26 protein-coding genes and 1 other annotated feature are annotated in these 25,140 nt (G+C 51.8%); of the genes, 5 read left to right on the top strand and 21 right to left on the bottom strand.

Annotated elements, in window-relative coordinates:
* Positions 1-115 precede the first annotated feature (115 nt).
* Genes citD through citF form a run of 3 tightly spaced genes read left to right on the top strand, consistent with a single transcriptional unit; the run spans position 116 to position 2,898 of the window.
* On the top strand, positions 116-415 hold the full coding sequence (citD, locus tag DW817_RS00680; RefSeq protein ID WP_009015468.1) for a citrate lyase acyl carrier protein: 300 nt from the start codon (positions 116-118) through the stop codon (positions 413-415).
* A 1-nt stretch (position 416) separates the two neighbouring features.
* Entirely contained in the window at positions 417-1,331 is a 915-nt protein-coding gene (locus DW817_RS00675; protein WP_120110364.1) for an aldolase/citrate lyase family protein, read from the top strand.
* 1 nt (position 1,332) lies between these two features.
* Positions 1,333-2,898: a citrate lyase subunit alpha gene (gene citF / locus DW817_RS00670; RefSeq protein ID WP_009015470.1), complete on the top strand. Its 1,566-nt coding sequence runs from the start codon at positions 1,333-1,335 to the stop codon at positions 2,896-2,898.
* A gap of 207 nt (positions 2,899-3,105) precedes the next feature.
* Here citF and DW817_RS00665 read toward each other — a convergent pair whose 3' ends face one another.
* The 7 genes from DW817_RS00665 to DW817_RS00635 form a co-directional block, all read right to left on the bottom strand.
* Positions 3,106-4,356 carry an O-antigen ligase gene (locus tag DW817_RS00665; protein ID WP_009015471.1) on the bottom strand — a complete coding sequence of 417 codons (1,251 nt, stop codon included), beginning with the start codon at positions 4,354-4,356 and terminating at the stop codon, positions 3,106-3,108.
* Positions 4,353-5,642, bottom strand: coding sequence for a folylpolyglutamate synthase/dihydrofolate synthase family protein (locus DW817_RS00660; RefSeq protein ID WP_009015472.1), 1,290 nt, complete (start codon positions 5,640-5,642; stop codon positions 4,353-4,355). Before DW817_RS00660 ends, DW817_RS00665 begins: the two co-directional genes overlap by 4 nt.
* Positions 5,643-5,722: 80 nt before the next feature.
* Positions 5,723-8,380, bottom strand: coding sequence for a valine--tRNA ligase (locus tag DW817_RS00655; RefSeq protein ID WP_120110360.1), 2,658 nt, complete (start codon positions 8,378-8,380; stop codon positions 5,723-5,725).
* Positions 8,381-8,428: 48 nt separating this feature from the next.
* Positions 8,429-8,633: a binding site (T-box leader), on the bottom strand.
* Positions 8,634-8,730: 97 nt separating this feature from the next.
* Positions 8,731-9,162, bottom strand: a complete 432-nt coding sequence (locus tag DW817_RS00650) for a universal stress protein (protein WP_014128212.1) — start codon at positions 9,160-9,162, stop codon at positions 8,731-8,733.
* 40 nt (positions 9,163-9,202) lie between these two features.
* Positions 9,203-9,640, bottom strand: coding sequence for a universal stress protein (locus DW817_RS00645; RefSeq protein ID WP_021737028.1), 438 nt, complete (start codon positions 9,638-9,640; stop codon positions 9,203-9,205).
* A 61-nt stretch (positions 9,641-9,701) separates the two neighbouring features.
* Positions 9,702-10,130 carry a universal stress protein gene (locus tag DW817_RS00640; protein ID WP_120110356.1) on the bottom strand — a complete coding sequence of 143 codons (429 nt, stop codon included), beginning with the start codon at positions 10,128-10,130 and terminating at the stop codon, positions 9,702-9,704.
* 37 nt (positions 10,131-10,167) lie between these two features.
* Complete coding sequence (locus tag DW817_RS00635) at positions 10,168-10,605, bottom strand: universal stress protein (protein WP_014128211.1); 438 nt, start codon at positions 10,603-10,605, stop codon at positions 10,168-10,170.
* A gap of 329 nt (positions 10,606-10,934) precedes the next feature.
* On the opposite strand from DW817_RS00635, the gene DW817_RS00630 reads away from it, so the two are divergent.
* Entirely contained in the window at positions 10,935-11,318 is a 384-nt protein-coding gene (locus DW817_RS00630) for a hypothetical protein (protein WP_021737033.1), read from the top strand.
* Between the two features lie 63 nt (positions 11,319-11,381).
* Here DW817_RS00630 and DW817_RS00625 read toward each other — a convergent pair whose 3' ends face one another.
* The 4 genes from DW817_RS00625 to DW817_RS00610 all read right to left on the bottom strand — a co-directional run bounded on the left by DW817_RS00625 (position 11,382) and on the right by DW817_RS00610 (position 15,603).
* Positions 11,382-12,839, bottom strand: coding sequence for a membrane protein (locus DW817_RS00625; protein ID WP_021737023.1), 1,458 nt, complete (start codon positions 12,837-12,839; stop codon positions 11,382-11,384).
* The gene (locus DW817_RS00620) at positions 12,836-13,423 is read right to left on the bottom strand and encodes a chorismate mutase (RefSeq protein ID WP_016459701.1); all 588 of its coding nucleotides are present in this window, start codon (positions 13,421-13,423) and stop codon (positions 12,836-12,838) included. The genes DW817_RS00625 and DW817_RS00620 overlap by 4 nt, the downstream gene beginning before the upstream one ends.
* Positions 13,424-13,519: 96 nt before the next feature.
* On the bottom strand, positions 13,520-14,596 hold the full coding sequence (locus DW817_RS00615) for a tartrate dehydrogenase (protein WP_035224485.1): 1,077 nt from the start codon (positions 14,594-14,596) through the stop codon (positions 13,520-13,522).
* A 20-nt stretch (positions 14,597-14,616) separates the two neighbouring features.
* Complete coding sequence (locus DW817_RS00610) at positions 14,617-15,603, bottom strand: 4Fe-4S cluster-binding domain-containing protein (RefSeq protein WP_016459702.1); 987 nt, start codon at positions 15,601-15,603, stop codon at positions 14,617-14,619.
* Between the two features lie 255 nt (positions 15,604-15,858).
* Between DW817_RS00610 and fliB the strand changes: the two genes are divergently transcribed.
* Positions 15,859-16,722, top strand: a complete 864-nt coding sequence (gene fliB / locus DW817_RS00605; protein ID WP_016459703.1) for a flagellin lysine-N-methylase — start codon at positions 15,859-15,861, stop codon at positions 16,720-16,722.
* Positions 16,723-17,391: 669 nt separating this feature from the next.
* Here fliB and DW817_RS00600 read toward each other — a convergent pair.
* The 10 genes from DW817_RS00600 to DW817_RS00555 form a co-directional block, all read right to left on the bottom strand.
* Entirely contained in the window at positions 17,392-17,853 is a 462-nt protein-coding gene (locus DW817_RS00600; protein WP_009015481.1) for a cytidine/deoxycytidylate deaminase family protein, read from the bottom strand.
* Between the two features lie 3 nt (positions 17,854-17,856).
* On the bottom strand, positions 17,857-18,483 hold the full coding sequence (upp, locus tag DW817_RS00595; RefSeq protein ID WP_009015482.1) for a uracil phosphoribosyltransferase: 627 nt from the start codon (positions 18,481-18,483) through the stop codon (positions 17,857-17,859).
* Between the two features lie 60 nt (positions 18,484-18,543).
* Complete coding sequence (locus tag DW817_RS00590; RefSeq protein ID WP_021737056.1) at positions 18,544-19,101, bottom strand: TIGR01440 family protein; 558 nt, start codon at positions 19,099-19,101, stop codon at positions 18,544-18,546.
* 14 nt (positions 19,102-19,115) lie between these two features.
* Positions 19,116-19,553 carry a ribose 5-phosphate isomerase B gene (gene rpiB, locus DW817_RS00585; protein WP_016459704.1) on the bottom strand — a complete coding sequence of 146 codons (438 nt, stop codon included), beginning with the start codon at positions 19,551-19,553 and terminating at the stop codon, positions 19,116-19,118.
* Positions 19,554-19,808: 255 nt separating this feature from the next.
* Positions 19,809-20,924 (bottom strand): L-threonylcarbamoyladenylate synthase, encoded by a 1,116-nt coding sequence (locus tag DW817_RS00580; protein ID WP_014128203.1) that lies wholly within the window; start codon positions 20,922-20,924, stop codon positions 19,809-19,811.
* Positions 20,893-21,789 (bottom strand): peptide chain release factor N(5)-glutamine methyltransferase, encoded by an 897-nt coding sequence (gene prmC / locus DW817_RS00575; RefSeq protein ID WP_009015486.1) that lies wholly within the window; start codon positions 21,787-21,789, stop codon positions 20,893-20,895. Before prmC ends, DW817_RS00580 begins: the two co-directional genes overlap by 32 nt.
* Entirely contained in the window at positions 21,786-22,865 is a 1,080-nt protein-coding gene (gene prfA, locus DW817_RS00570; RefSeq protein WP_009015487.1) for a peptide chain release factor 1, read from the bottom strand. The genes prmC and prfA overlap by 4 nt, the downstream gene beginning before the upstream one ends.
* A gap of 14 nt (positions 22,866-22,879) precedes the next feature.
* Complete coding sequence (locus tag DW817_RS00565; protein ID WP_120110348.1) at positions 22,880-23,761, bottom strand: DUF1385 domain-containing protein; 882 nt, start codon at positions 23,759-23,761, stop codon at positions 22,880-22,882.
* A 60-nt stretch (positions 23,762-23,821) separates the two neighbouring features.
* On the bottom strand, positions 23,822-24,028 hold the full coding sequence (rpmE, locus tag DW817_RS00560) for a 50S ribosomal protein L31 (RefSeq protein ID WP_009015489.1): 207 nt from the start codon (positions 24,026-24,028) through the stop codon (positions 23,822-23,824).
* Positions 24,029-24,133: 105 nt separating this feature from the next.
* Complete coding sequence (locus DW817_RS00555) at positions 24,134-25,015, bottom strand: LysR family transcriptional regulator (RefSeq protein ID WP_120110345.1); 882 nt, start codon at positions 25,013-25,015, stop codon at positions 24,134-24,136.
* Positions 25,016-25,140: the final 125 nt, after the last annotated feature.

The following is a 25,140-nucleotide window of genomic DNA, read 5'->3' as shown; positions in this document are numbered from 1 at the left end:
ATTCGACTTATGGTCATTATACCATTATTTATATTAGTTTTCCAATTTTTCCTGTGCTACTATCAAGGTGTAAGACTGTAAACAGTTCTTTTCTAGAAATGAAGGAGGAATTTTCATGGAATTAAAGAAGGCAGCCATGGCTGGCACCGTTGAGTCCTCCGATGCCCAAATCACCGTTGAACCCGGTACGAATGGCATCGAACTCAATATTGAAAGCAGTGTCATCCAACAGTATGGCAGACAGATCAAGGCTGTTGTCTTGGAAACCCTGAAGAAACTCGATGTTAAAAACGCTAAGGTTTCCGTAGTTGACAAAGGTGCACTCGACTGCACGCTGAAAGCACGTGTAGAAGGCGCCGTTTTCCGCTCCATCAATGATGATCCGGATACGCCGAATCCTTGGGAGGTCTTATAATATGGCAGTGATCAATACGAACCCCAACTTCAAGCGTCTCAGAAGATCCATGATGTTCTTGAACGCTCAAAAACCGAGCCTCATCAAAGACCCGTATGTATATAAACCCGATTCCATCATGCTTGACCTGGAAGACGCCGTGGCTGAAAACCAAAAGGATGCCGCCCGCTATTCCCTGTTCCATGCCCTGAAGGAAATCGATTATCATGGCTGCGAACGCGTTGTCCGTATCAACGGCCTGGAAACTCCGCACTGGAAGGAAGATATCCGCGTCTGCGTAGCTGGCGGGGCCGATACAATTCGTATTTCCAAAACGGAATCCGCTCAAGATGTTAAACTCGTAGAAGAAGCCATCACGGCTGCTGAAAAGGAATTCCATAAGAAAGTGGGTTCTACCCTCATCATGGCCGCTATCGAATCGACGAAGGGGATCCTCAACGTCTACGATATCTGCCAGGCTTCTGACCGTCTTTTTGGTGTAGCCCTTTCCGGCGGCGACTACACCCGTGACCTGCAGACCTCCATTTCCAAGACCGGTGTCGAACTCATGGGCGCCCGTCAGCAGATGGTCATTGCTGCACGCGCTACGGGCCGTATGTGCTTTGATACGGTCTATACCGACCTGGATGACATGGAAGGCTTCCGCAAGGATGTCGAAATGATCAAGACCATGGGCTTTGACGGCAAATCCATCATCAACCCGCGTCAGATTCCGGTCTGCCACGAAGTCTTCACGCCGAACGAAAAACAGATTCGTTGGGCTGAAGCCGTTGTCCGCGAAATCGACACCAAGAAGGCGATGGGGATTGGCGTATTCACCCTGAACGGCAAGATGCTTGACGTAGCTTTCTATGATGGCGCAAAAAGAACGATCGCCCTGGCAAAAGCTGCCGGTGTTTATAAGGGGGATTTATAATATGAAGAATGCAGTAGGTAGAGAAATTCCAGAGGAAATCCTGAAAGCAACCGGTAAGGAACCGTTCCAGGGAAGCTTCTCCAAACACCTCGTTGCTTATCAGGCTGCCACCCATACGGTTGCACCTGTAATTGACCCGAGTTACAGCAAAGTTGTCGATTCCATTGAAGATGTCCTGAAAAAATGCGGCATCAAAGATGGCATGACCCTCTCCTTCCATCATCATTTCCGTGAAGGGGACTATGTTGTCAACATGGTCATGGAAGCCGTCCACAAGATGGGCATCAAAGACCTGACCATTTGCGCGACTTCCCTGGGTAAGGCCCAGACCCCGATTGTCCCGATGATCGAAGATGGCACCATCACGAACATCCAGGCTTCCGGCGTGCGCGGCAAGATTGGTGAAGCCATTTCCAACGGCAAACTGAAAGGCCTTGCCATCATGCGCGGTCACGGCGGCCGTGTCCGTGCCATCGAATCTGGTGAAGTCCATGTTGACATTGCCTTCATTGGTGCTCCTTGTGCCGATGATATGGGCAACTGCCGGGCTTTCGGCAGCGCTAACGGCAGTGACTGCGGTGTTCTCGGCTATGCAGCCGTAGATGCCCAGTATGCTGACAAAGTTGTCGTTGTCACCGATACGCTCGTTCCCTTCCCCAACGTTCCTGCTTCCATTGACATGACGAACGTTGACTACGTTGTCAAAGTTGACGCCATTGGCGATCCCAGCAAGATTGCTACGGGGGCTGCCAAACCGACAACGGACCAAAGAAAGCTCCTCATGGCCAAATACGCGGCTGATTTTATGACCTATATGCCTTGGTACAAAGATGGTTTCATCTACCAGACCGGTGTTGGCGGGGCTTCCATTGCTTCCACCAAATACCTGGCTGACCATCTGAGAAAAGATGGCATCAAGATTGGCGTAGCCATGGGCGGTATCGCTCAGCCGATCTGCGAACTGCAGCATGAAGGCCTCATCGACAAGATTGCTGATACGCAGGATTTTGATACGGCTGCCATTGAAGACATCAAGACGAACCCGAACCATTATGAAATCACGACGAGCCAGTATGCTGACCCCTTCAACAAGGGCGCTTACGTCAATAAACTGGACTTTGTCATCCTCGGTGCCCTTGAAGTTGATACGAAATTCAATGTCAACGTTGTTGTCGGCTCCGACGGTGTCATCACCGGGGCACAGGGCGGTCATCCGGATACGGCTGCCGGTGCTAAATGCACCATCGTCATTGCGCCTCTGCTTCAAGGCCGCAGCCCTGCAATCTGCACGGAATGCACGACCATCACGACGCCGGGTGAGACCGTTGACGTTGTTGTCACCGATTACGGCATTGCCATCAACCCGAAACGTACGGACATCATTGAAGCTGCCAAAGACTGCGATCTGCCGATCTGCACCATTGAAGAGCTTCGCGACAAAGCTTACGCCATGGTTGGCGAACCCGACCCCGTCCAGTTTGATGACCGCGTTGTCGGTATCATCGAAGCCCGTGACGGCTCCATCATGGATGTTGTCCGCAAAGTAAAACCTTACGAATTTAAATAATCTGTATGCTGAAAAGCCGCTCCCTTAGGGGCGGCTTTTTTTATAAGACATTAGGACCTAAGTTTGCAGCCTCTTTTCTTTTCAGTATAAAAGGGTCCCTTGCCTTATCCCCTCGTTTCAGCCTTTTCGATTATTCATTTCCCTGAACATAAAAAGAACCTGTAAAAACGAAATGTCAGCGTTCTTACAGGTTCTTCTTTTTATTTGTTACACTTTGGCTTCATCCTTGGTCAAAAATCCAAGGGCAATGATCATCGCATTGAAGATCCAGAAATATATGCCCAGCTGCAGATTAAACAAGGTATAATCCGTCATCCCTGCGACAAAGATGCCTACAAGGGACGCAATATAACCGCAGGCAAGGCCGCGGATCCAGGGCTCTGCCTCACGATGCCGGATGCTGCGGGCAAGGACCGCCAACTGATACATGATGTACAGGAAAAGGGCAAGGCCCGGAATGCCCAGCTCGGCCGCAATGTTGGTCAAAAGATTGTGGCTATGGTACATGATGACGCTGGGATCCACATAACCGAAATTATAGTCAGGGAAGGCAAATTGATAGCCGTACCAGCCCACGCCAAAAGGATGCTCCTCAATCATGGAGGTCGCACTGTCCATGTACATCAGACGCAGCTCTGCCGATGTATCCTTGATGGAAAAGATGGACATGATGCGGGCCGACAAACGGTCCCAGCCAATCCACAGGACCCCTAGTCCCCCACCGATGAAAGGCAGGAACGCTTTGTGGTAAAAAGCGCCGGCAAAGACAAAGAGGACAAAGAATAGGGCAATCCAATTGCCGCGGGAGAACGTGAGGATCAGACAAGTAATGGCAAGAAGAAAGATCACTGCAAGGGAGGCCCTTCTCTTGCCGCCTTTCAAGGGAGCAAAGAGGCCTTCACTGTAGGCCGCGGTCATGACAAGGAAACTGGCGAGGATATTGGGGTTTTCCAACGTTGAGACAGCCCGTTTGGTCATGAGCGGGAACGCGGCGTGATCGATCCATTCCGCATCCTGGATGGCAATGACACCAAAAAAGTACTGATAGATGCCGTAAAGCGCCACCAGACCGGCCGAGACCATAAAGACCTTGACAAGAAACAGGGACCGCCGGCCCGTACTGCCGTAACGCAGGACAAAATAGAATGAACCGGCCTTGAGTCCTACCACAACAATCCAGTTATAGGCGCTTAAAAAAGGCTCCTGGGACCAACAAACACTCACAGCAGATAGGAGAAAGAGCGCCCATAAGGGGCGGCTGATCTTTTTGGGAACCGTCACCTTGGGCCAGAACTGTCCCGTCTTTAGGATATTCGCAAAATTGAGCACCACCATGACGAGAAACAGGCCAATGGCAAGATTCAGATGGATCGGCAGAAGGAAAACATACGCCACAAGGAGTCCGTAAAGGATCTGGTTCAGGTTCCAAGATTCGGGAAAGATTTGTTTATGTGTCATAGGAAATCCTCTGAGAGGCCCTTTGCCTTGAAGGTGCCCACAAGATAAAGGGAGCCGCAGACAAGGACCACATCATCCGGTCCGGCCTCATGGACCGCCGTTTCGAAAGCAGTCTTGAGATCATCCATAGGAATGGCCTTTTTATGTAGGCGACGGGCAAGGACATCGGGCTTTTCGGCCCGCGTGCCGTTATCAGCAAGAACGGTATAGATCGTATCCGTATCCCGGAAGAGGATCTGGGCCACTTCGCTTACATCCTTATCCCCCATCATGCCAAAGATGAAATAACGATGGCCATGGGGATAATAGGTATCAAGGGCCCGCCGCAGAACCGTCACGCCGGAAGGATTATGGGCCCCGTCCAGGATCACGTCGGGCCGTTCATGGATAAGTTCCATGCGGCCTGGCCAGGTCGTGAGATCCATGCCCTTGAGAATCTTCTTTTCTGTAATGGCAGGGTCCTTTTTTGCCAGCACTTCCGCGGCTTTAAGGGCCACGGCAGCATTCACGATCTGATGGGCGCCGGCAAGATGGATGGTAACTTCCCGCTCACCGGAATGAAACGGATAGAGGAAGAGCTGTTCCTGCATGGATCCAGCAAGCAGGGTTGCGGAAAAATCCTCACCATAGACATAAAGAGGTGCCGATTTTTCTTCACTTGTGACCCGAATGACTTCAAGGGCACTGCCGTCAGCGGCGGTCACAACAGGAACGTGATCCTTGATGATGCCGGCCTTTTGTTCCGCAATGGCTTCAATGGTCTTTCCCAGCCGGTCCGTATGCTCCAAGGTAACGTTCGTAATGACGGAAAGCTCTGGCACAATGACGTTCGTCGAATCCCAAAGGCCGCCCATGCCGACTTCGATGACGGCATAATCCACCTTTTCCTTGGCAAAATAAAGGAAGGCCATGGCGGTAATGACTTCAAACTGGGTCGGCTGTTCGCCACCATTTTTGAGGAATGTATCGACAGCAGCCTTGGTTTCTTCCGTCACGGCAGCAAAATCCTCATCGGAAATATCAACGCCGTCGATGGACATACGCTCATTATATTTAACAAAGTGGGGCGACGTATAGCACGCCGTCTTTTTCCCCGAAGCCGTGAGGATATGGGACAGGTAGGAAGCCACGCTCCCCTTCCCGTTGGTTCCCGTTATATGGATGGTCCGGATCTTGCGTTCCGGGTGATCCAAGAGTTCCACAAGGCCCGTGATGCGTTCCATACCGAGATGGATGCCAAATTTACCAAGACTTTCGATATACTGCATCGCTTCGTTGTAGTTCATGATTCTCCTCCGGTCCCATTAAGGCAAGGACCGCGCCAGAAGGCCAGAGCAGGCTTTTCCTGCCCGGACCCAGATTGAGGTTACTGGAGTTTCTGAAGTTCCTTCAGTTGGTCTTCAAGGGCGGTAAGACGCGCCTTGACGTCTTCTTTCTTCGCTTTTTCCTTTTCCACGACCGCTTCCGGAGCTTTGGCGAGAAACCCTTCATTGGAAAGCTTGCCCTCAATGCGGGACAGTTCCTTTTTGGCCCCGTCAAGTTCCTTCGTCAGCCGCTTCATTTCCTTTTCCACGTCAATGAGACCCTTAAGGGGCAGATAGACCTTGGCGCCTGTCACAACGGCTGTCATGGCGTTTTCCGGCGCTTCGTCATTGATATCGCCCAATGTCAGCGTGTCCACCGTGCCCAAGCGTTCGACGTATTCCGGATGGCCTTCAAAGACGCTGCGGAAAGCAGGTTCCACCAAGATCGTGGCCGGCGCTTTCTTCCCAGGGGCAGCGTTTACTTCGGCCCGCATGTTGCGGATGGCTTTGATGGCATCCATCATGACCGTCATTCCGCTTTCCACGCTTTCATCCATGAGGGATTCATCCGCCACAGGCCACGGCGCAATCATGATGCTCTCCCCTTCATGGGGCAGATGCTGCCAGATTTCTTCCGTAATGAACGGCATATAAGGATGCAGCAGCTTCATGGCATCGCCCAGGACGCGGCAGAGGACGAATTGGGCCGTTGACCGTTCTTCCGGATGCTCCTTATCATAAAGGCGGGGTTTGATAAGTTCGATGTACCAGTCACAGACTTCACCCCAAATGAAATCGTAGATGAGGCGGCCGGCTTCTCCGAGTTCAAATTTTTCGAGGAAGCTTGAAACGTCCTTGATGGTGTGCTGCAGGCGGGACAGGATCCAGCGGTCAGCAAGGGTCAGAGGCGCCCGTTTAGCCGAAGCATCATACCCATCGAGGTTCATGAGGGCAAAGCGCGACGCGTTCCAGATCTTATTGGCAAAGTTTCGCGTTGCTTCGATGCGGTTCCAATAAAAACGCATATCGTTGCCCGGCGTATTGCCTGTAATGAGCATGAAGCGCAGCGTATCGGCTCCATATTTGTCAACAACTTCCAAGGGGTCAATGCCGTTACCCAGGGATTTACTCATCTTCCGGCCCTGTTCATCGCGGACAAGACCATGGATGAAGACATGCTTAAAGGGAATTTCCTTCATAAATTCCATGCCCATGGTGATCATGCGGGCAACCCAGAAGAAAATGATGTCATAGCCCGTCACCAGGACGCTCGTCGGATAAAACTGCTGCAGTTCGTCCGTCTTGTCCGGCCAGCCAAAGGTGGAAAAAGGCCATAGACCGGAACTGAACCAGGTATCAAGGGCATCTTCATCCTGATGGATGTTGTGGCTGTGGCAGTGCGGGCATTCCGTCAAATCCGTCCGGGACGCCATCTGCTTTCCGCAGTCGTCACAGTACCACACAGGGATACGGTGACCCCACCAGATCTGGCGGGAAATGCACCAGTCATGGATGTTGTCCATCCAGTTCGTATAGGTCTTCGTGAAACGGTTCGGCACAAACTGGATGCGCCCGTCTTCAACGCATTCCACGGCGGCCTTCACGAGGGGTTTCATTTTGACAAACCACTGCGTGGAAATGAGGGGTTCCACGACGTGGTGGCAGCGCTGGCAGTGACCGACAGCATGGGGCGCGTCTTCGATCTTGACGAGAAGACCCAAGTCCTTCAGGTCCTGGACGATATGCTTGCGGCATTCGTAACGGTCTTCCCCTTCGTATTTGCCGGCGTCCGCCGTCATCTTGCCGTCAAGACCGATGACCGTCAGACTGGGCAGCTTCTGGCGCTGCCCCACTTCATAGTCGTTGGGGTCATGGGCCGGCGTAATCTTTACGGCGCCCGTACCAAATTCAAGGTCAACGTATTCGTCGGCCACAATGGGGATAAGGCGGTCCATGATGGGAAGGCGAACCTGTTTTCCCACAAGGTCCTTATAGCGTTCATCCTTGGGGTTTACGGCAACGGCCGTATCGCCGGGAATGGTTTCCGGACGGCTCGTGGCAATTTGGAGATAGCGCCCGGCTTCCCCTTCGATGGGATAATTCACATACCACAGATGGCCCTCGTCATCCTGGTGTTCCACTTCAACGTCAGACAGGGCCGTACGGCAGTTGACGCACCAATTGATGATGCGCGTTCCCTTATAGATGAGGCCTTTTTCATAGAGGCTGACAAAGGCCTCACGGACAGCACGGGAAAGTCCTTCATCCATGGTAAAGCGCTGACGGTCCCAGTCGCAGGAAATGCCCAGGCTCTTGAGCTGAGTCACGATGCGGTCGCCATATTCTTCCTTCCACTGCCAGACCCGTTCCAGGAATTTTTCACGGCCCAGGTCATAGCGAGTGAGGTTTTCCTTCTTTTTCAGTTCCTCTTCCACTTTGATCTGCGTGGCAAGTCCCGCGTGGTCATACCCGGGAAGCCAGCAGGTATTGTCCCCCATCATACGATGCCAGCGCACGAGGATGTCCTGCAGGGTATTATCAAGGGCATGCCCCATGTGGAGCTTACCGGTGATGTTGGGCGGCGGAATGACCACACTGAAGGGTTTCCGGCTCTTATCGACGGGTTGATGGAAAAAGCCATGTTCCACCCAATATGTATACCATTTCTTTTCCACTGCCGCCGGGTCATAGACCTTGGGGATGTTGTTTTCTTCTGCCATACTTCCAAAAGCCTCCTTAGCCTGTAAAAAAAATAAACCCGTCCCATCAGATAGGACGAGTTCGGTCGCGGTACCACCTATTTTCCCAATTGCTTGGGCAACTTGAGGACGTAACGAGCCAAACGGGCGGGCTTACTTTGGTTCAGCACGCCAGCTCCCGGGCGACTTCAAGGGATTTTCCTAGATGCTTGCACCGGCCGCATCTTCTCTTAAAAGGAAAGGGCCCCCTACTCCTCCCGTTCAACGCTTTTTACATATATAGTTTATTTTACCAAGGAGCGCGGGGAATGTCAATCTTCCCGCAGGTTCCAAAAAAGGAACCTGCAGCTGCTGCCACAGGTTCCCTTGTGCTATTTGACGATGATCACCGGTACGGGCGACAGCTGGGCCACCTTGCTGCTCACGCTGCCCAGGAGGAATTCCTCCACGCCTGACAGACCGCGTTTACCGATGACAATGGCATCGGCACCTTTTTCCCTAGCCACGGTAACGGCCATTTCAGCGGCGTCGCCAAATTCCATGTCGAACTCGGCTGCACCAGCAAAATCCTTCAGTTTGTCCTTTGCCGTATCAAGGACCATCTTACCAATCTGGGTTGGTTTCACGCTCGTATCCTTGACGGGCTTATTGCCAACGACAATGAGCTGGTTGACTTTATTGCTCGGCACCACATGGATGACAATGAGTTCACCGCCCACAGCCTTTGCCATATCCGCCGCCGTTTCAAGAGCACGGAAACTGGTTTGGGAACCATCAATCGGAACGAGGAATTTCTTGAACATAAGACCACCCCCTAGTTACGGCGTCTTTTCTTTCCTCTGCCTATTTCACGATAAGGACAGGGACAGCGGCGTACTGCGCCACGCGGGAGCTGACGCTGCCCAAGAAAAATTCAGCGATGCCGGACAGGCCACGGCTTCCGATGACGATGGCATCTGCATGTTTGTCCTTGCTGAGTTCAATAATCCGGTCCGAGGCATGGCCCACATCCATGAGATAGTCGACCTTGCCCGTAAAGCCTTCCATCTTGGTTCTTGCCGTGTCAAGAACACTGCTGCCAATACGGGTCAACTGGTCATTTTCTGCAGCAACAGCCGTCTGGTCCAAGCTGTTGATATAAAGATCGGCACTGCTGTAAGTCTGGACGATATGAGCTACAATGAGCTCACCGTCATACTTCGCAGCCAGATCCTTTGCCGTTTCAAGGGCTCTCCAGCTCGTCGAGGAACCATCAACAGGAACTAAGATCTTCTTGAACATACACCTCTACCTCCTTACCTTAGGGGAACCTCCCTATTCCTAGCGTCAGGTACCATACCTGCTATTTGACGATGGTCACCGGACAATGGGCACTTTGGGAAACCTTTGTGCTGACACTGCCCAGGAAGAATCCGGCAAGGACGCCCATTCCGCGATTGCCCATGACGATGAGGTCCGTGTCAAGGGTCTCTGCCACTTCGCAGATTTTTTCCGCCGGATCGATATCGACATATTTCTTGAAGGTGATCCTGTCATAGCCTGATTTTCCTGCCTCCCGCTGTGCCAGTTCAAGCGGGGTCAGGCGGGCCGATTCAATCTCGTTGCCGTCCTTATCCTTCACAGCCGGTTTGATACGGCTCAGGTCGTAGGGAATATCCACATTGAGGACAACAATCTCACTTGCAAAATGTTTCCCCAACTCAATGGCAAAATTCATGGCACGCAGGGAAATATCGGACCCATCAATGGGAACCAGGATCTTTTTCATCATAGGAAACTCACCTCCATAAATACGCGGGCCGCAGTCCTTATTTTACGATGAGGACCGGCACCGAAGCATACTGGGAAACCTTGGAACTGACGCTGCCCAGGAAGAATTCGGCAATGCCGGACAGGCCGCGGCTGCCGATGACAATGGACGTGCAGGCCTTTTCCTTGCTGACAGCAATGATCCTCTCGGACGGATGACCGACTTCAAGAAGGAATTCTTTTTTGCCCTTGAAGTCCTGCATTTTTTCCTTGGCCGTTTCAAGGACGCTGTTGCCGATCTTTGTCAGTTCTTCATTACCTTGGCTGATGGTGGCCTGATCTAAGGGCACAACCAAGAGTGCAGCATTGTTATAGGGTTGAATGACATTGACAACAACCATTTCCCCACGGAATGCTTCGGCCAGTTTCTTTGCTTCTTCCATGGCTTTCCAACTCGTTTCAGACCCATCAACAGGGACCAGGATCTTCTCAAACATATAACCACCTCCAAGTGATCTGCTATTCTTATCCTTATTGTCCTTATTCGCCCTTCGTTTTGGGAACCCTTTTATTTTTACCGTATTGTGAGAAAAATTTTTCCTATAAGAAAATATATGACAAAAGTTACACAATAGAGGTAAACTGTCTCTATTAACCTTATATTATGCTCAATTTGTTTCTCATTAGTCCCTTCTTTCCCATCTCATGATCTTCTTATTTGATTATCATCAAAATTCCAAGCTTTTTTTCTAAAAAAGGAAAAATTTTCTTTTCTCCGACCATCGTGTATAATGATGGCTGAAAACTGATTGATTGAGGTGTCACTGTGGAACTTTTTATTTTTATTCTTCTCCTTTCCCTTATGTCCTTTTCCGTCGCCTTTTTGGTCTACGGATTCTGCCTCCGTTTTTTCGGGGCTTCAGGGACTAAGTCAAAGATTGCCCAATGGACGCTGACGCCCCTTGTGGTCATCTTATGGAACCTCCTCGTCATTACGCGCAATGACATTTCCCGCGCCATCTTGGGCGCCCTCCCCATGGTCGCCCTTGCAGCCTTTGTCATCTACTACAAAGTAAAGCATGGCCAAGACGACGCACCGGAACCGCACGAGTTCATTGAGAAACGGACCAGTGCCAAGTCCTTGAAGCACAAGGAAAAAATCCGCAAACGGGAAGAAGCAAAGCGGGCGCGGCGGGAAAAGAACAAATAAGGGGCAGCCCTGTAAAAAGGAAAAGCTGTGAAGCAAGAACACGCTTGTTTCACAGCTTTTTTACTAGCCAATGATGAGGACGCCCAAGGGATAACCAACAAAGGCCATCGCCAGAAGGGCCAGAAGGGAAAAGATACCGCCCCAAATAAACATATCCCGAGCCGTTGTCCAGCCCGAGCTGATGGCCACGGTATTGATGGTCGACTGACCGGCAGGCGTCATGTTGCAGATCCCAGCTCCAAACCCAATGAGGCAGACGACGGCACCAACGGCCACCGTTCCCTGCGGCAGGGCCTGCAGGACCGAAAGGGCCACGGCACTGACCACAGTCGTCGTAACGATATTCGATGAAAAATTCGTTTCAAGGATGCACCAAGCAAAGAAGAAGAGAATGATGCCTTCTGCAGGAAGTGAAGCGGCTACAGGGCCCAACATAGTGCTCAGCCATTCCTTGATGCCCATCTCCTGGTTGGTCAGGGCCGACCCCAGCATAGTGGCAGCCCCGGTCATGAGGATAGCCGCCCAAAGGATCCCGTTGGAAACAGCTTCCTTGAAGCTTAGGAGCGGCTCCCCGTTTTCCCGGAGGATAAAAAGGAGGATGCAGCCCAAAAGGGGCGGCATGGCCGTCGTATAGCGGCTGAGGCTCTTATAAAGCCAAGGGCTCACGCCACGCAATAGGCTCGGTCCCACCCACAGGATGACGGTCAGCGCCATGACGGCAAGGATCATGACTTCCCTGCGGCTTGTCTTGGGAACGAGGGTTTTCAGTTCCATCGCTTTTCTTAGGTCCATCTGCGCAAGATCACTGGGGCGATAGATATAGCGGAAAACGGCAATGAGGGAAAGGACAAGGACCAGCCCCGTCGGGATGCCGACAGCCATATACTGAAACTGGTTCACCTCAATCCCCGCAGCCGCTTTGTAATAGCCAATGGCAAGGGTTGGCCAGACATGTCCAATGGCAGTCATGCCCGACGAAAGGCTGATGCAGAAAGCCGTCCCCAGCATGAGCATATTGCCAGTCTGGCTCTTTTTCTTTATTTGAAGCACTTCATAGATATCCTCCAAAAATGGCATAAAGGCCACAAAAAGGACAGATGGGCTGATGAAAAGTCCCATGAAGGTCACGGAAAATAAGAGGAAAGAGACAAAGCACCAAGGGCCTTTCCGGGCAAAGCGGTTCGTGACAAAAGCCACAGCGCAGCGCCGGACAAAAAACGTCTTTGACAGCGGATAAACGAGAACAAAAGTAAAGAGCAGGAACGCAACCGTCACATTTCCAAAGGCGCCCCGAAAAACAGCGGGAAATCCAAAATGAGGCAACAGGCCCAAAAGAAACAGGGTAATGAGGCTCGGCCAATCAATGGAAATGGTGATCCACATCATGAGCGATGACAAAAAGACGCCCAAAACAGCGAGTCCTTCCTGCGTAAGGGGCGGCGTCGGGGTAAGGCGCGAGACCGCAAAGCCAGCGGCCAGCGACACGATCATCCAAACGAGGTCCTTCGTCTGTTTCGTCATTTGGCGGCACCGTCCTTCCGGTCATTCTGGAGAATGACAAACCCTTCACTTTCCTTGGAAAGCTGGAAAAGGAGCTTCTGCATGGCCGTATCGGACAAGTCTCCCAAGATGGTGAGGTCAAAGGTCACGGAGTGGGTCCCTTCGTTGAAGGACATGAGTTCCATATACTGCATGTTGAAGCCATAATCACCTACCATGCTGAGGATGCTGCTCATGGCGTTGGGCTCGTCCGGACGGGTCAGACGAATCTTGACGCGCCAGCCGCCGGGAGTCGTGTCAATGCCGGCAGAAAGTTCCTTGAAAAGATCCGGATTCCAATCAAAGAGCAGGCCATATTGAAACATGCGGCTTGTTTCCATGATTTTCCGCACCACGGCAAGGTATTCCGGCAGACGGTCAGCTGGAACATCCGCCCCCAAACGGTCCAAGATGGCCTTTTCCCGGTCCCTCCGATAGATTGTGGTCTCCCCTGCCGCCTGCTTTGCCTTGGCCACTTCCAAAGAGCAGTCCATACGGCGCAGGATGAGTGTCTTGATCTGGGGATCAAGGGCATCGATTTCTTTTCTCACATCTTCTAATTTCATATTCTTGCCTTCCTTTCTACTTTCCTGCTGGATTCCTACAAAAAAGCAAAAGTGCCTGAAAAGGGATTCCAGGAACACTTTTGCTGAAGGAGTCAATTACGCTTCTTCAATTCTTTTGACGACCTCGTCACCCACTTCACTTGTCGTGGCCGTACCGCCCATGTCAGGCGTGAGAATTGTTTTTTCTACGAGCATGGCTTCGATGATTGCAAGAAGCCGGCGACCCCATTCAGGGTGGCCGAAGAAATCAAGCATCTGGCTGGCAGACCAAATGGAAGCCAAGGGATTGGCCTTTCCCGTACCGGCAATATCCGGTGCGCTTCCGTGGATGGGCTCAAACATGGATGGATAGGTTCTTTCAGGATTGAGGTTTGCCCCGGCAGCAAGGCCCATGCCGCCTGAAATGGCGGCGCCAAGGTCAGTCAGGATGTCCCCAAACAGATTGGAGCAGACCACCACTTGGTACCGTTTGGGATCTTTGACCATGAACATGCTCGCTGCATCGACCAGATAGGAATGGGTTTCCACTTCGGGATATTCCTTTCCCAGTTCCGCAAAGATCTGGTCCCAGAAAACCATGGAATAATTGAGGGCATTGCCCTTACTGATGCTGGTGAGGCTGCGGTGTTCCTTTTTAGCCAGTTCATAGGCATAGCGCATGATGCGCTCTGTCCCAAAGCGGGAGAAGACCCCGTTCTGGATGACTGTTTCCCGCGGCGTGCCCGGATAGAGCCAAGCTCCGGAACCAGCGTACTCTCCTTCGCTGTTTTCCCGGATAAAGACCATGTCGATATCGTTTTCCGTAATCCCCACTAGCGGGCAGGGTGCACCTTTAAGAAGCTTGACAGGGCGCAGGTTGACATACTGATCAAAATCGTGACGGATGCGCAGAAGCAGGTCACGGAGGGAAATATGGTCCGGAACACCGGGATAGCCCACCGCGCCCAAATAGATGGCATCAAAATGGCTCAGCGTCTCGATGCCGTCCTCAGGCATCATCTTTCCCGTCTTTAGGTAGTATTCACAGCCCCAGGGAAATTCCGTAAATTCGAAGGAAAAACGACCGTCTTTTTGAGCCACGGCAGCAAGGGCCTTTTGCCCTTCCCGCAGGACCTCCGGTCCAATCCCATCGCCGCCGATGACAGCCACACGATACACGGTTTTTGTTGACATCATTCCACCTCCTTTATCCCTTACGAAAGGGAACACGTCACAGGAGAAAAATTCAGGGCCGCAGCCGCCTTGGCTCCTGGTTCAGCGACCTTTTCCAGCCATTTGAGGTCATAAGGTTCAAATGTCACGCGGCTGTATTTTTCCACGTCAAGGACGGTTCCATCCCAGTCCGAATCGATCCGTCCCGTCTGTTTGATGAGGATGTCGTACAAAATGGCGCAGTCCCGACCATCGCTGTCTTTTTCAAAGATCGTGCTGTAGGGCAGCGTCTTATGGTAGACAAGTTCCAGGTCCTTGTACGTAAAGTGGAACCCGCAGCGCATGCGGCAGCCGTCAAGGCCAGTATACCGAGCCACTTTCCTAAGATCCTGGAGAATCTTGTCCCCCTGCCTGTCATAGAGGTTTTCCGGCGTTGTTTCCGTATAGTCGAAACGGAACTGGATGCTCGGCGCATGGACCTTACGGAAGCGTTCCATAAAGGGTACAAGCTGCTCCTTCGGATAGTTCTTATAAAGGACGCAGTTGATCCGGAAACGGACAGGCAGCTTTTCCAGAAGGGAATCATTGGATTCCTGGACGAAATGCTGCATATGGCGCGAAATGTTAAGACAGGTAATCTTCTGCTTGTTCCGCTCCAAAAAAGCCAGGATTTCTTCCTCGGTCTGGGTCTGGGACACGGGCAGGGTCGTATTGATATAGACCTTGTGCGTCAATGAGACCTTATCGAGCATCTGCTGCAGACTTTCGAGATTGGCCAACGGTTCACCGCCTGTAAAGACAAAATCACAATACGGCGTCAGACGGTCCATCGTTTCCATGCTTTTTTTGATGGCTTCCAGGGAAAAGCCCGTGCAGTCTGCATATTCTTCCTTATTGACGCAGAACGGGCAGTTGTTCTTGCAGTCATAAGGTACAAAGACCGTGACCGTCGCACCGCCTTCTCTCGTCTTATACGGGAAGGACTTTGCCGCTGCGGCCAGTTTGGCATCAAGTGTTCTTGTTATCATCAAAATCCCCTCAACCTTTTTTAGCTTCAGGCGCCAAAAGCGGCGCCCTGTGGACAAGGGGAAAACACAGGATGGCGCACTTTCCCCCCAAAATCTCACTATTGTTTATTCTACCATAAAAAATTGGTAGATTTCAATTTTTTGTTTCTTTCTCTGGCAGCTGCGCCCATTTTTACAGGAAAAAAGAGTTTTTTCTCCGCCAAAGGGAGGCAGCGATGTATAATAGAAGGATCCTACGCATTCGAGGCGAATTCCATGATTTCCATCCTGCCCCAAGGTTTCAATGATTTCCATTGCAAGGCTGGTGCCTGCCGCCATACATGCTGCCAAAAATGGGAAATCGATATTGATGACGATACAGCAGACTACTACCGCGGCCTTAAGACGCCCCTGGGCAAAAAAATCCAAGACCATATGGAAAAAGGTCCTGACGGCTGGCATTTCAAATTAACCGATAAGGGCTTCTGCGCCCTTCTGCGGACGGACGGACTTTGTGAAGTAATTACAGCGCTGGGGGAAGATAAGCTCTGTGACATCTGCACAGTCCATCCCCGCTTTTTCACCTATGTCGATGAATTTATTCTCTGCGGCACGGGCCTTTGCTGCGAAGCCTCATGCGAGCTTCTTTTGGCCCCTCACGAACCGCTTACCTTTACGGAAGAAGACACAGCTTTTATCTATACCTTCAAGGAACTTTTGGACTTCATGGGCTTTTCCCTGCCGGAAAGCCTGACCCACTATGCCCCGCTTTTCAGCAGCAAATCCTGTCAAAGCATCTTGGCTGACCTCATGATTACCGAACCCATTGATGAAGCATGGACGGAAGAGATCCGCAGCCTGCAGGGCATGATCCCCGCCTTACTGGAAAAAGTGGCTTCCTATGAAAAGACCTATGACCCCATTTCCTTTGACCGGATCTATCAATTTATTTTTTACCGTCAGCTTGATAAAGTCGAAGCCTACGGCCTTGATGCGGTCCGCGCCTATGCCCGGCGCAGCACGGACTTCATCTTCATGGAAACAGCCCTTCACGGCAACCTTGAAGAAGCCCTGCGCCGCTGGTCCGAACAGATTGAATATGATACAGATAATGTGGATTGGCTATTGGAACGGCTTTAATTTTTACTCAGTCCAAAAATCGGGCTCATTTGATGAAGTACGCGAGTCCATTGCTTAAAAAAGATTTTATGGAAACAATGGCCTCCTCATAGCCTATTGTACGATGAACCTTCCCACGTTTGGGGATAGCATACGCCTGGGCGCTTCCTTTCCCAACCTTGTGTCATCCCCTCCAGCGCCCAGCTTATCAAAGCGGAAGCTTTTTGCGATCTTCATTCCATAGGGCCCATCTACTTTGTCTCCCACGGGCCTCAATCTCCTCAACGTACCGGCCTCTGGCCGTAAGGAAACTCACGCGTCGCTCATTTACTTTTGGGAGCGCCGCTTCAAAGAACCTTCGCGCATCAACTCCCACGGCGCTATACCAGTGGGATTGCTGGCGCTCAGGTCCGCTGCCGTCGTTGGAAGCGGGGTTCCTCACAAAAGGAGCCATCTGACCCGAATTGATAAAAGGCAAATGGAAGAAAGAACGGAAGGCAAAAGATGATAAACTAACCCCTAAACCGAACGTAAGCGCTGGTTCAGGTTAGGGTTCTTAGGGATTAGTTGGATCTAGTGAGCCTCTGCTCTTTTTGAAATCAGGATCAATGAGACAGCCCTTGGGAGGAAATTTTTTGATGCCCTCTGACAAAGAAAAAGCCTCCACCTTTTGGTGGAGGCTTTTTGCTTTTACTCGTCTTTTTTCGGTTTGAATTCTTCCAAGGTCAGTTGCTTATCGCTTGCCAGCATCTCCTGTGCCAACCGGTCAGGATACGGATGGGCATAGACGATGCGCTCAATCCCGGCATTGATGAGGATCTTGGAGCAGACAACACAGGGCTGATGCGTGCAGTACAGCGTCGCGCCTTTGGTGGACACGCCGTTTACAGCCGCCTGGATGACGGCATTTTGTTCGGCGTGGATACCGCGGCAAAGTTCGTGGTTCTGACCGCTGGGGACATGGAGCTGCTCCCGAAGGCATCCCACTTCCTCACAATGGGCGATGCCCTTTGGCGTTCCATTGTAGCCCGTGGCAAGGATCTGCCGGTCCTTGACCAAAACGGCACCTACTTGTCGGCGCAGACAGGTGGAGCGCTTGGCAACCACCTCAGCGATTTCCATAAAATAACTGTCCCAGTCCGGTCTTTTCATAGGTTACTCCAGCGTACCAAAGACGCGGTCGCCGGCATCACCAAGACCGGGAACGATATAGCCATTTTCATTCAGATGGTCATCAAGGGCTGCCGTATAAATGGGCACTTCCGGATGGCTGCGGTTGACAAGGGCAACCCCTTCCGGCGCGGCCACAAGGCACATAAAGCGAAAATGTTTGTAGCCATCCTGCTTGAGCATGGTAATGGCAGCTTCGGCACTGCCGCCCGTAGCGAGCATGGGGTCGATGAGGATGATTTCCGCATCCTTGTCTTTAGGCATCTTGCAGTAATATTTGATGGGCTGCAGCGTTTCCTCGTCGCGGGTAAGGCCAATATGGCCCACTTTGGCTTCCGGCACAAGGTCCATGACCGCATCAAGGAATCCCAGACCGGCGCGGAGGATCGGCACCACCGTGATTCCCGATACATCAAGTTCATAGCCCGTTGTTTCAGCAAGCGGTGTCGTGACTTTCTTGTGACGGACAGGCAGATCGCGGGTCACTTCAAAAAGCAGCAGCTGGGCAATTTGGTCAAGGAGCTGTCTGAAATCCTTTGGCTGCGTGTTCTTATCTCGGAGACGGGTCATTTTTTCTTTAATCAAGGGATGGTCAACGACATGGATTTGCATCTTCATTTCTCCTTTATCTTGTTCACTTTAATGGGATAATAGGGCCCCATCGTATCAGGGTCAGCGCAGGTGCTTATCCGGATATACGGCCCGGGCACCACCAATGAGGGGCGGACGGGTAAAGGCCGCCGTGAGAACGGCTTCGCCCAATTTCTTTCGCGAAAGGCGGACAGGAACGGCGACGGGTTTAAGGTGCATGCCGATCAGGGTCTGACCAATATCAAGCCCCAAGTCAGCACGAATGGCAAGGACCACTGCCGGTTTGGAAAAGCCCTCATAGGCCGCCGTTGCCCAAGCGCCGCCCGCATGTTCCACGGGTCGCACCGTCACTTCCTGGAGTCCCAGTTTTTCCATGGTCTTTTCCTCGACAACAAGGGCCCGATTCAGGTGCTCGCAGCACTGGGCCGCCAGCATGATCTTATGCTTTTTGGTCACTTTATGGACAGCGGCAAAAAAAGCTTTTGCTGCTTTAAGGCTGCCCCCCGTACCAATACGGTTGCCTAAGATTTCACTCGTGGAGCAGCCAATGACAAGGACGCTTCCTGCCTTGGCATTTCCCTTGCGGATCAGTTCCTCAATGGATTCTTCCAGTTCCTGTACCAATTCTTCCAGTTTCACATTCAAGACCTCTTTTATTTTTCAAGGGCCATGATCTTTTCCACACGGCCTTCATGATAGCTGCCAAGGAAGGAAGCATTGAGATAGGCTTCCATGATTTCCTGGGCAAGGCCCGGCCCCAGAACGCGGGCCCCCATGCAGAGCACATTGGCATTGTTGTGCTGTCTGGCTTTGGCAGCCGAATAGCAGTCATTGCAAAGGGCTGCGCGGACGCCCTTCACCTTATTGGCCGCGATGCTCATGCCGATTCCCGTGCCGCAGATGAGGATGCCTTGATCCCCTTTGCCGCTGGCAATGGCTTCTCCCACCTTTTGGGCATAGTCCGGATAATCGACACGCTCCTGTTTATGGATTCCATAGTCCTCCACTTCATAGCCTTTTTCAATGAGGACCTTCTTCAAGGTTTCCTTAAGTTCAAAGCCGCCGTGATCGCAGCCCATAATGATCTTCATCATCGTTCCCCCTTTGCTTGGTTACGGTTGGATTACTCTATCTTTCATTTTAACACAAAGGCTTCTTCTTGTTGTCACTTAATTTTATGCATCACTTTTGCATGATTTTGCACAAAAAAGCTGTGAAGAAATCCGTCCATTCCCTCACAGCCATATTTGATTGTATTCCAGGAGCCTGCGCTCAGGACCGGTGAAAAAGGAATGTCCTGCTTATTTTTCGAAATATTCAGCGCTTTTTCCCACGTCCCTGTTCTTTCATCTTTCCGGCATCCCTTCCATGACAAGGGTTCGCAAACATTCAGGAACGGCGCCGCTGCGATGATAAAGAAGGCCTCCTTCGGCCCAGATGATGTTATGCCCGGCCGATTTGCGCAGGCGGTTCATGATGGCAAGCCCCATCTGATCCTCACGCACCCCTTCTCCCAGGATGAGATCCACGCCTTCGCTGTCAAAGGCGCGCAGGTCATGGAAAAGCGTTCCGGCGTAAGCTTCAAGGGTGGCCCCTCCATTATGGATGACAAAATTGCCGCCCTTGGGGAAATGGTCCACCGTCGCCTTCAAGGCAATGACACCGGTCCGAAGACCATGGGCTTCGGCCATGATGGCAAGGCGGATGAGGCCCAAAGAAGCTTCCGGTCCTTCCACAAGAAGCATGGGAGCGGTCGGGGCATAATGCCGATACTTCATGCCCGGTGCCTTGGGTGTTTCCCCTTTTTTGACAAGCCCTGGGTCCAAGGCCACGCGGCCCATGGCCATCTTGATCATTTCCCGTGTAATTCCGCCGGGCCGCAAGATCACCGGATCCTTGCCCGTCGTGTCAATGATGGTCGATTCGACACCGATGTCGCAGGCACCGCCATCAAGGACGCCGGCAATGATACCGTCCATATCAAGGAGCACATCCTGAGCGGTCGTCGGACTCGGTTTTCCTGATTTGTTGGCTGAAGGGGCTGCAATAGGGCATCCCGCCGCCCGGATCAGGTCCCGTGCAACAGGATGGCTGGGAAAACGCACAGCCACCGTATCAAGGCCAGCTGTCACGACATCAGGGATCTTATCCGATTTCGGCACAATGAGGGTCATCGGGCCGGGCCAAAAGGCCTCCATCAAGGCTTGGGCCATCGGCGAAAGCCCTTTTGTAAGCGCCTCCATATCCTCTTTTTCGGCAATATGGAGAATCAGGGGATTATCGGCCGGACGGCCCTTAGCGGCAAAGATTTTCCGGCATGCCATACCGTCAAGGCCATTGGCCCCAAGGCCGTAGACCGTTTCCGTCGGGAATGCGACAACTTCCCCTTTCCGGATCAAGGCGGCCGCTTCCGCTATGGCTTGGTCCCGCTTAGTTTCCAGTTTCCATAATTTTGTCTGCATAGGTTGTCCCCTCTTTTGCTGCTAGGACCATGCGGTCAATCCCCGCATAGTCAAGAAAGACGCGGGCCGCGCCGCAGCCGTTTTGAACAAGAAGGTCTGCAGCAGCCGCGCCTTCACCAATGCCCACTTCAAAAGCAAACAGGCCATCTTCCTTAAGATAAGCCATGCCTTCCCGCACGATGCGACGGTAAAAATCAAGGCCGTCTTCCCCGCCGTCAAGTGCGCCCAAGGGTTCCTTCCGCACTTCCGGAGAAAGGCCGGCCAGATCCTTTTTGGGAATGTAGGGTGGATTGGAAACGATGAGATCAAACTTGCGGCCTTCAGGCACCTTTTCAAAAAGATCGGATACGATGATTTCACTGCGGTCCGTGACGCCCAGATTCTTGGCATTCTTCCGTGCGACCGCAACAGCCCCTTCTGAAATATCGACGCCAAGGCCCTGAGCCTCCTTCCGCTTTAACAGGAGGGAAATCAAAATGGCTCCGCTTCCCACGCCGAGTTCCAAGATATCAAGGGGCCCGTCGGCTGTCACGGCAAGGATCTTTTCGACAAGCAGCTCCGTTTCCGGACGAGGAATGAGCGTATCAGCAGTCACGGCAAAGGTATAATCGAGAAACCCTTTCTCGCCGAGGATATAGGCCACGGGTTCCCGCTTTGCCCGGCGCATGACGTAGCCTCGATACGCCGCCAGTTCCTCTTTTTCCAAGGGCTGGTCAAAATGGGTATACAGGTCGATGCGCCGCATCCCAAGAACGGCGCAAAGAAGCAGTTCCGCATCAAGGCGCGGCGACTCGATGCCTTTATCCTCAAAATAAGCCTTGGTCCAATTGAGGATCCGTAAGATTGTCCACATCTCCTGCATCATTTCACCTGCTGTAATTTTTTTGTCTGTTCTTCCGTCATGAGGGCCCCTAGGAGTTCATCCAAGTCTCCGTTCATGACATCCGTCAATTTATGGAGCGTCAGGCCAATGCGATGGTCCGTAACGCGCCCTTGAGGGAAATTGTACGTCCGGATGCGTTCACTCCGGTCCCCGGTTCCAACCTGGCTGCGGCGCTCGCTTTCCTCGGCCGCGCGCTGTGCTTCCTGGGCCGCCTCGTAGATACGGGAGCGAAGAACGCGAAGACACTTTTCACGGTTCTTTGCCTGGGATTTTTCATCCTGGCACTGGGCCACGATGCCTGTGGGGATATGCGTCATACGCACAGCCGATTCCGTCTTGTTGACATACTGCCCGCCGGCACCGCCAGCGCGGTAGGTGTCGATGCGGATGTCGCTCATCTTGATATCAACATCCACTTCCTCAGCTTCCGGCATGACCGCCACTGTTGCCGTCGACGTATGGATACGTCCCTGGGCTTCGGTTTCGGGAACGCGCTGGACACGGTGGACGCCGCTTTCAAATTTCATGTGGCTGTAGACGTCGCTGCCGGACACCATGAAGATGACTTCTTTGAAACCACCAAGCCCCGTAGGACTGGAATCCATGAGTTCCACGCGCCACCCCTTGGTTTCGGCATAGCGGGTGTACATGCGGAAAAGGTCCCCAGCAAAAAGGGCCGCTTCATCGCCGCCGGCACCGGCGCGGATTTCCATGATGATGTTCTTTTCATCATTGGGGTCTTTAGGCAGAAGGAGGATGGTCAGCCGCTTTTCATAGTCTTCCAGCTGCGGGGCCAGTTCCTTCATTTCCATTTCGGCCATGGCCGCCAGTTCCTCATCGCTCTCTCCCATTTCCAGAAGGGCCTGATCGTCATCATAGGTCTTCTGTAATTTTTGGTAGGCCCGATAGGTTTCCACCACATCGGTCAGTTTTGCGTGGGCCTTGGTATATTTCTGCCACTGCGCCTGGTCACTGATCACGGAAGGATCGCTGATCTTTGCTTCCAGGTCGATATAGCGGTCTTCTAAGGCCTGGAGTTTATCCAAATGTTCAAACATGGCTTTGTCTTCCTTTATTCTTGTTCATGGCTTTCGTCAGGAGGCAGGACTGCCTTGAGGGAGGCAATGGCCACCTCGATCTGACTGTCATCCGGTTCCCTTGTCGTCAGTTTCTGCAGGAGCAGACCCGGCAGAATGGCCCGGCGTACCCAGGGATGCTCGATATGGCTGCCCGCATAGCGAATGATTTCATAACTGATTCCCGCCACGACAGGCATGAGCACAATGCGGCTCATGATCCGTACGGGAAGGCTGGGCCAGCCCAAAAAGGCAAAGATGAAGATGCTGATGAGCATGACAATCATGAGGAAGTTCGTCCCGCAGCGGGGATGGAGCGTCGAAAAAGGACGCACGTTCTCCACGACAAGGGGGAGTCCGTGTTCATAGGTGTAGATGGTCTTGTGCTCGGCTCCATGGTATTGGAAGACCCGCTGAATCTCTTGCTGCCGCGAAATGCCCCCTATATATAGAAGGAAAATGCCCAGACGCAGGAACCCCTCGACAAGGTTCAAGGCAACAGGCCCGACACCGCGGTCCTGTAAAAGCCGCATGGCCCCGGTCGGTACAACGACAAATAAAAGGACGGCAAGAAGGACGCTCACCGTAATGGTAAGGGCCATTTCCTTATCGTCCAGCTTTTCTTCTTCTTCACCCGATATCTGGGCCGAATAGGACAGGGCCTTCATTCCATCAACCAAGGATTCAACGAGAGAAACGACGCCTCGCAGAAACGGTTTCTTAAAAAAAGGATAACGGTCCCTGATACTTGAAACCGGTTTGACATCTACGGCAATTTCCCCATTTGCCTGCCGCACGGCAACGGCCATCTTTTCCGGCCCCTTCATCATGACCCCTTCAATGACAGCTTGGCCGCCGACACTGAGTTTTTTCGTCATTTTGGTTCTTCTCCGTATAGCAATACAGCAGAGCCAAGGCTCTGCTGTCGGTTCGCATTTTTATTTGGAATCCTTGCCGTATCTCTTGTTGAACTTTTCGATGCGGCCTCTTGCGGACATATCACGCTGCTTGCCCGTGTAGAACGGATGGCATTTGGAGCATACATCTACGCGGAGTTCCTTTTTTACGCTGCCCGTCTTGAACGTGTTGCCACAGCCACAGATGACCGTGCATTCACCATAGTTAGGATGAATTCCTTCTTTCATGTCTTTGACACCTCTTTCTCATATTACACCAATATATCCAGACATTAATGCCCTAGTATTGTACCACACAAGAAAGAGCGACGCAAGGCATTATTTGTTGGGAATTTAGAGCTTTCCCGCTTCCACAAGGTCCAGGATGGTCTTCATGCCGCTGGTGAGCCATTTATTCTTATGATAGAAAAGCTGGCGGTACATGTGCAGGTGAAAGCCCGGTACGTTGACAATCTTGAGTTTATCCCGATAATAGGAATTTTCCATGACGTAGCGGGGCAAGAACGTAAAGCCCATGCTGCGCTGCACCATATCAAGGATGAAATCCGTATCCCCCACTTCCAGAAAAGGCTGGATTTCAAGATTCTTGGACGCCAGGAATTGATCCAGGGCACGGCGGTAGTTGTCCTCTTTTTCTGTAAGGAAGAAAGGCTGACTAATGAGTTCTTCAAGGGCCACTTCGTTTCGGTAGACCAAAGGTGAATCAATGGACCCAATAAAGACAATGTCCTCTTTTTCCTCAAGGACCTTTTCCCATTTGACGTTGTAGACCTTTTCATCAAGGATATAGACAAAGTCCACTTGGTTATGGTCCATTTTATCCAGAAGGGCGGATGGGCTGTCGAGCGTAATCGTCAGGTTCATGTGGGGATAATTTTCCCCGAAGAACTGAATCAATTTGGGCATCTTGCATTTGCACAGGGACTGGATCATCCCGAGGTGAAGCGTCTCAGCCGGCGGTTTTTCCTGCATCACGACGCGGATCTCTTCTAATTGATGGAGCACGGGGACAATGCGCTGGCAAAGTTCCTTCCCCGGCTGGGTGAGACCTACCTGTTTTCCCATACGGTCAAAAAGACGCACGCCAAGTTCCTGTTCCAGCCCATGAATTTGTACACTCAGGGCGGACTGCGAGTATCCTAAATCTTTCGCTGCTTTTGAGAAACTTTGCAATTCCACAATTTTCAAAAAGCTCCTCAATTGTCTTAGTTCCATTTTATTTCCACGCGCCTTTCGCTTTCATATTTTTTCATTGCTCATTTTAATTTTATTAATTTGATTTATATTATACCATATAGTATAGTGAAATTACAGAAAAATCAAACGTGATGTTCCTGACC

It is taken from the genome of Acidaminococcus sp. AM33-14BH, assembly GCF_003603525.1.
Lineage (GTDB): Bacteria > Bacillota > Negativicutes > Acidaminococcales > Acidaminococcaceae > Acidaminococcus > Acidaminococcus intestini.
Note: the sequence above shows the minus strand (reverse complement) of the source record. Positions and strands in the feature narration are given on the sequence as shown.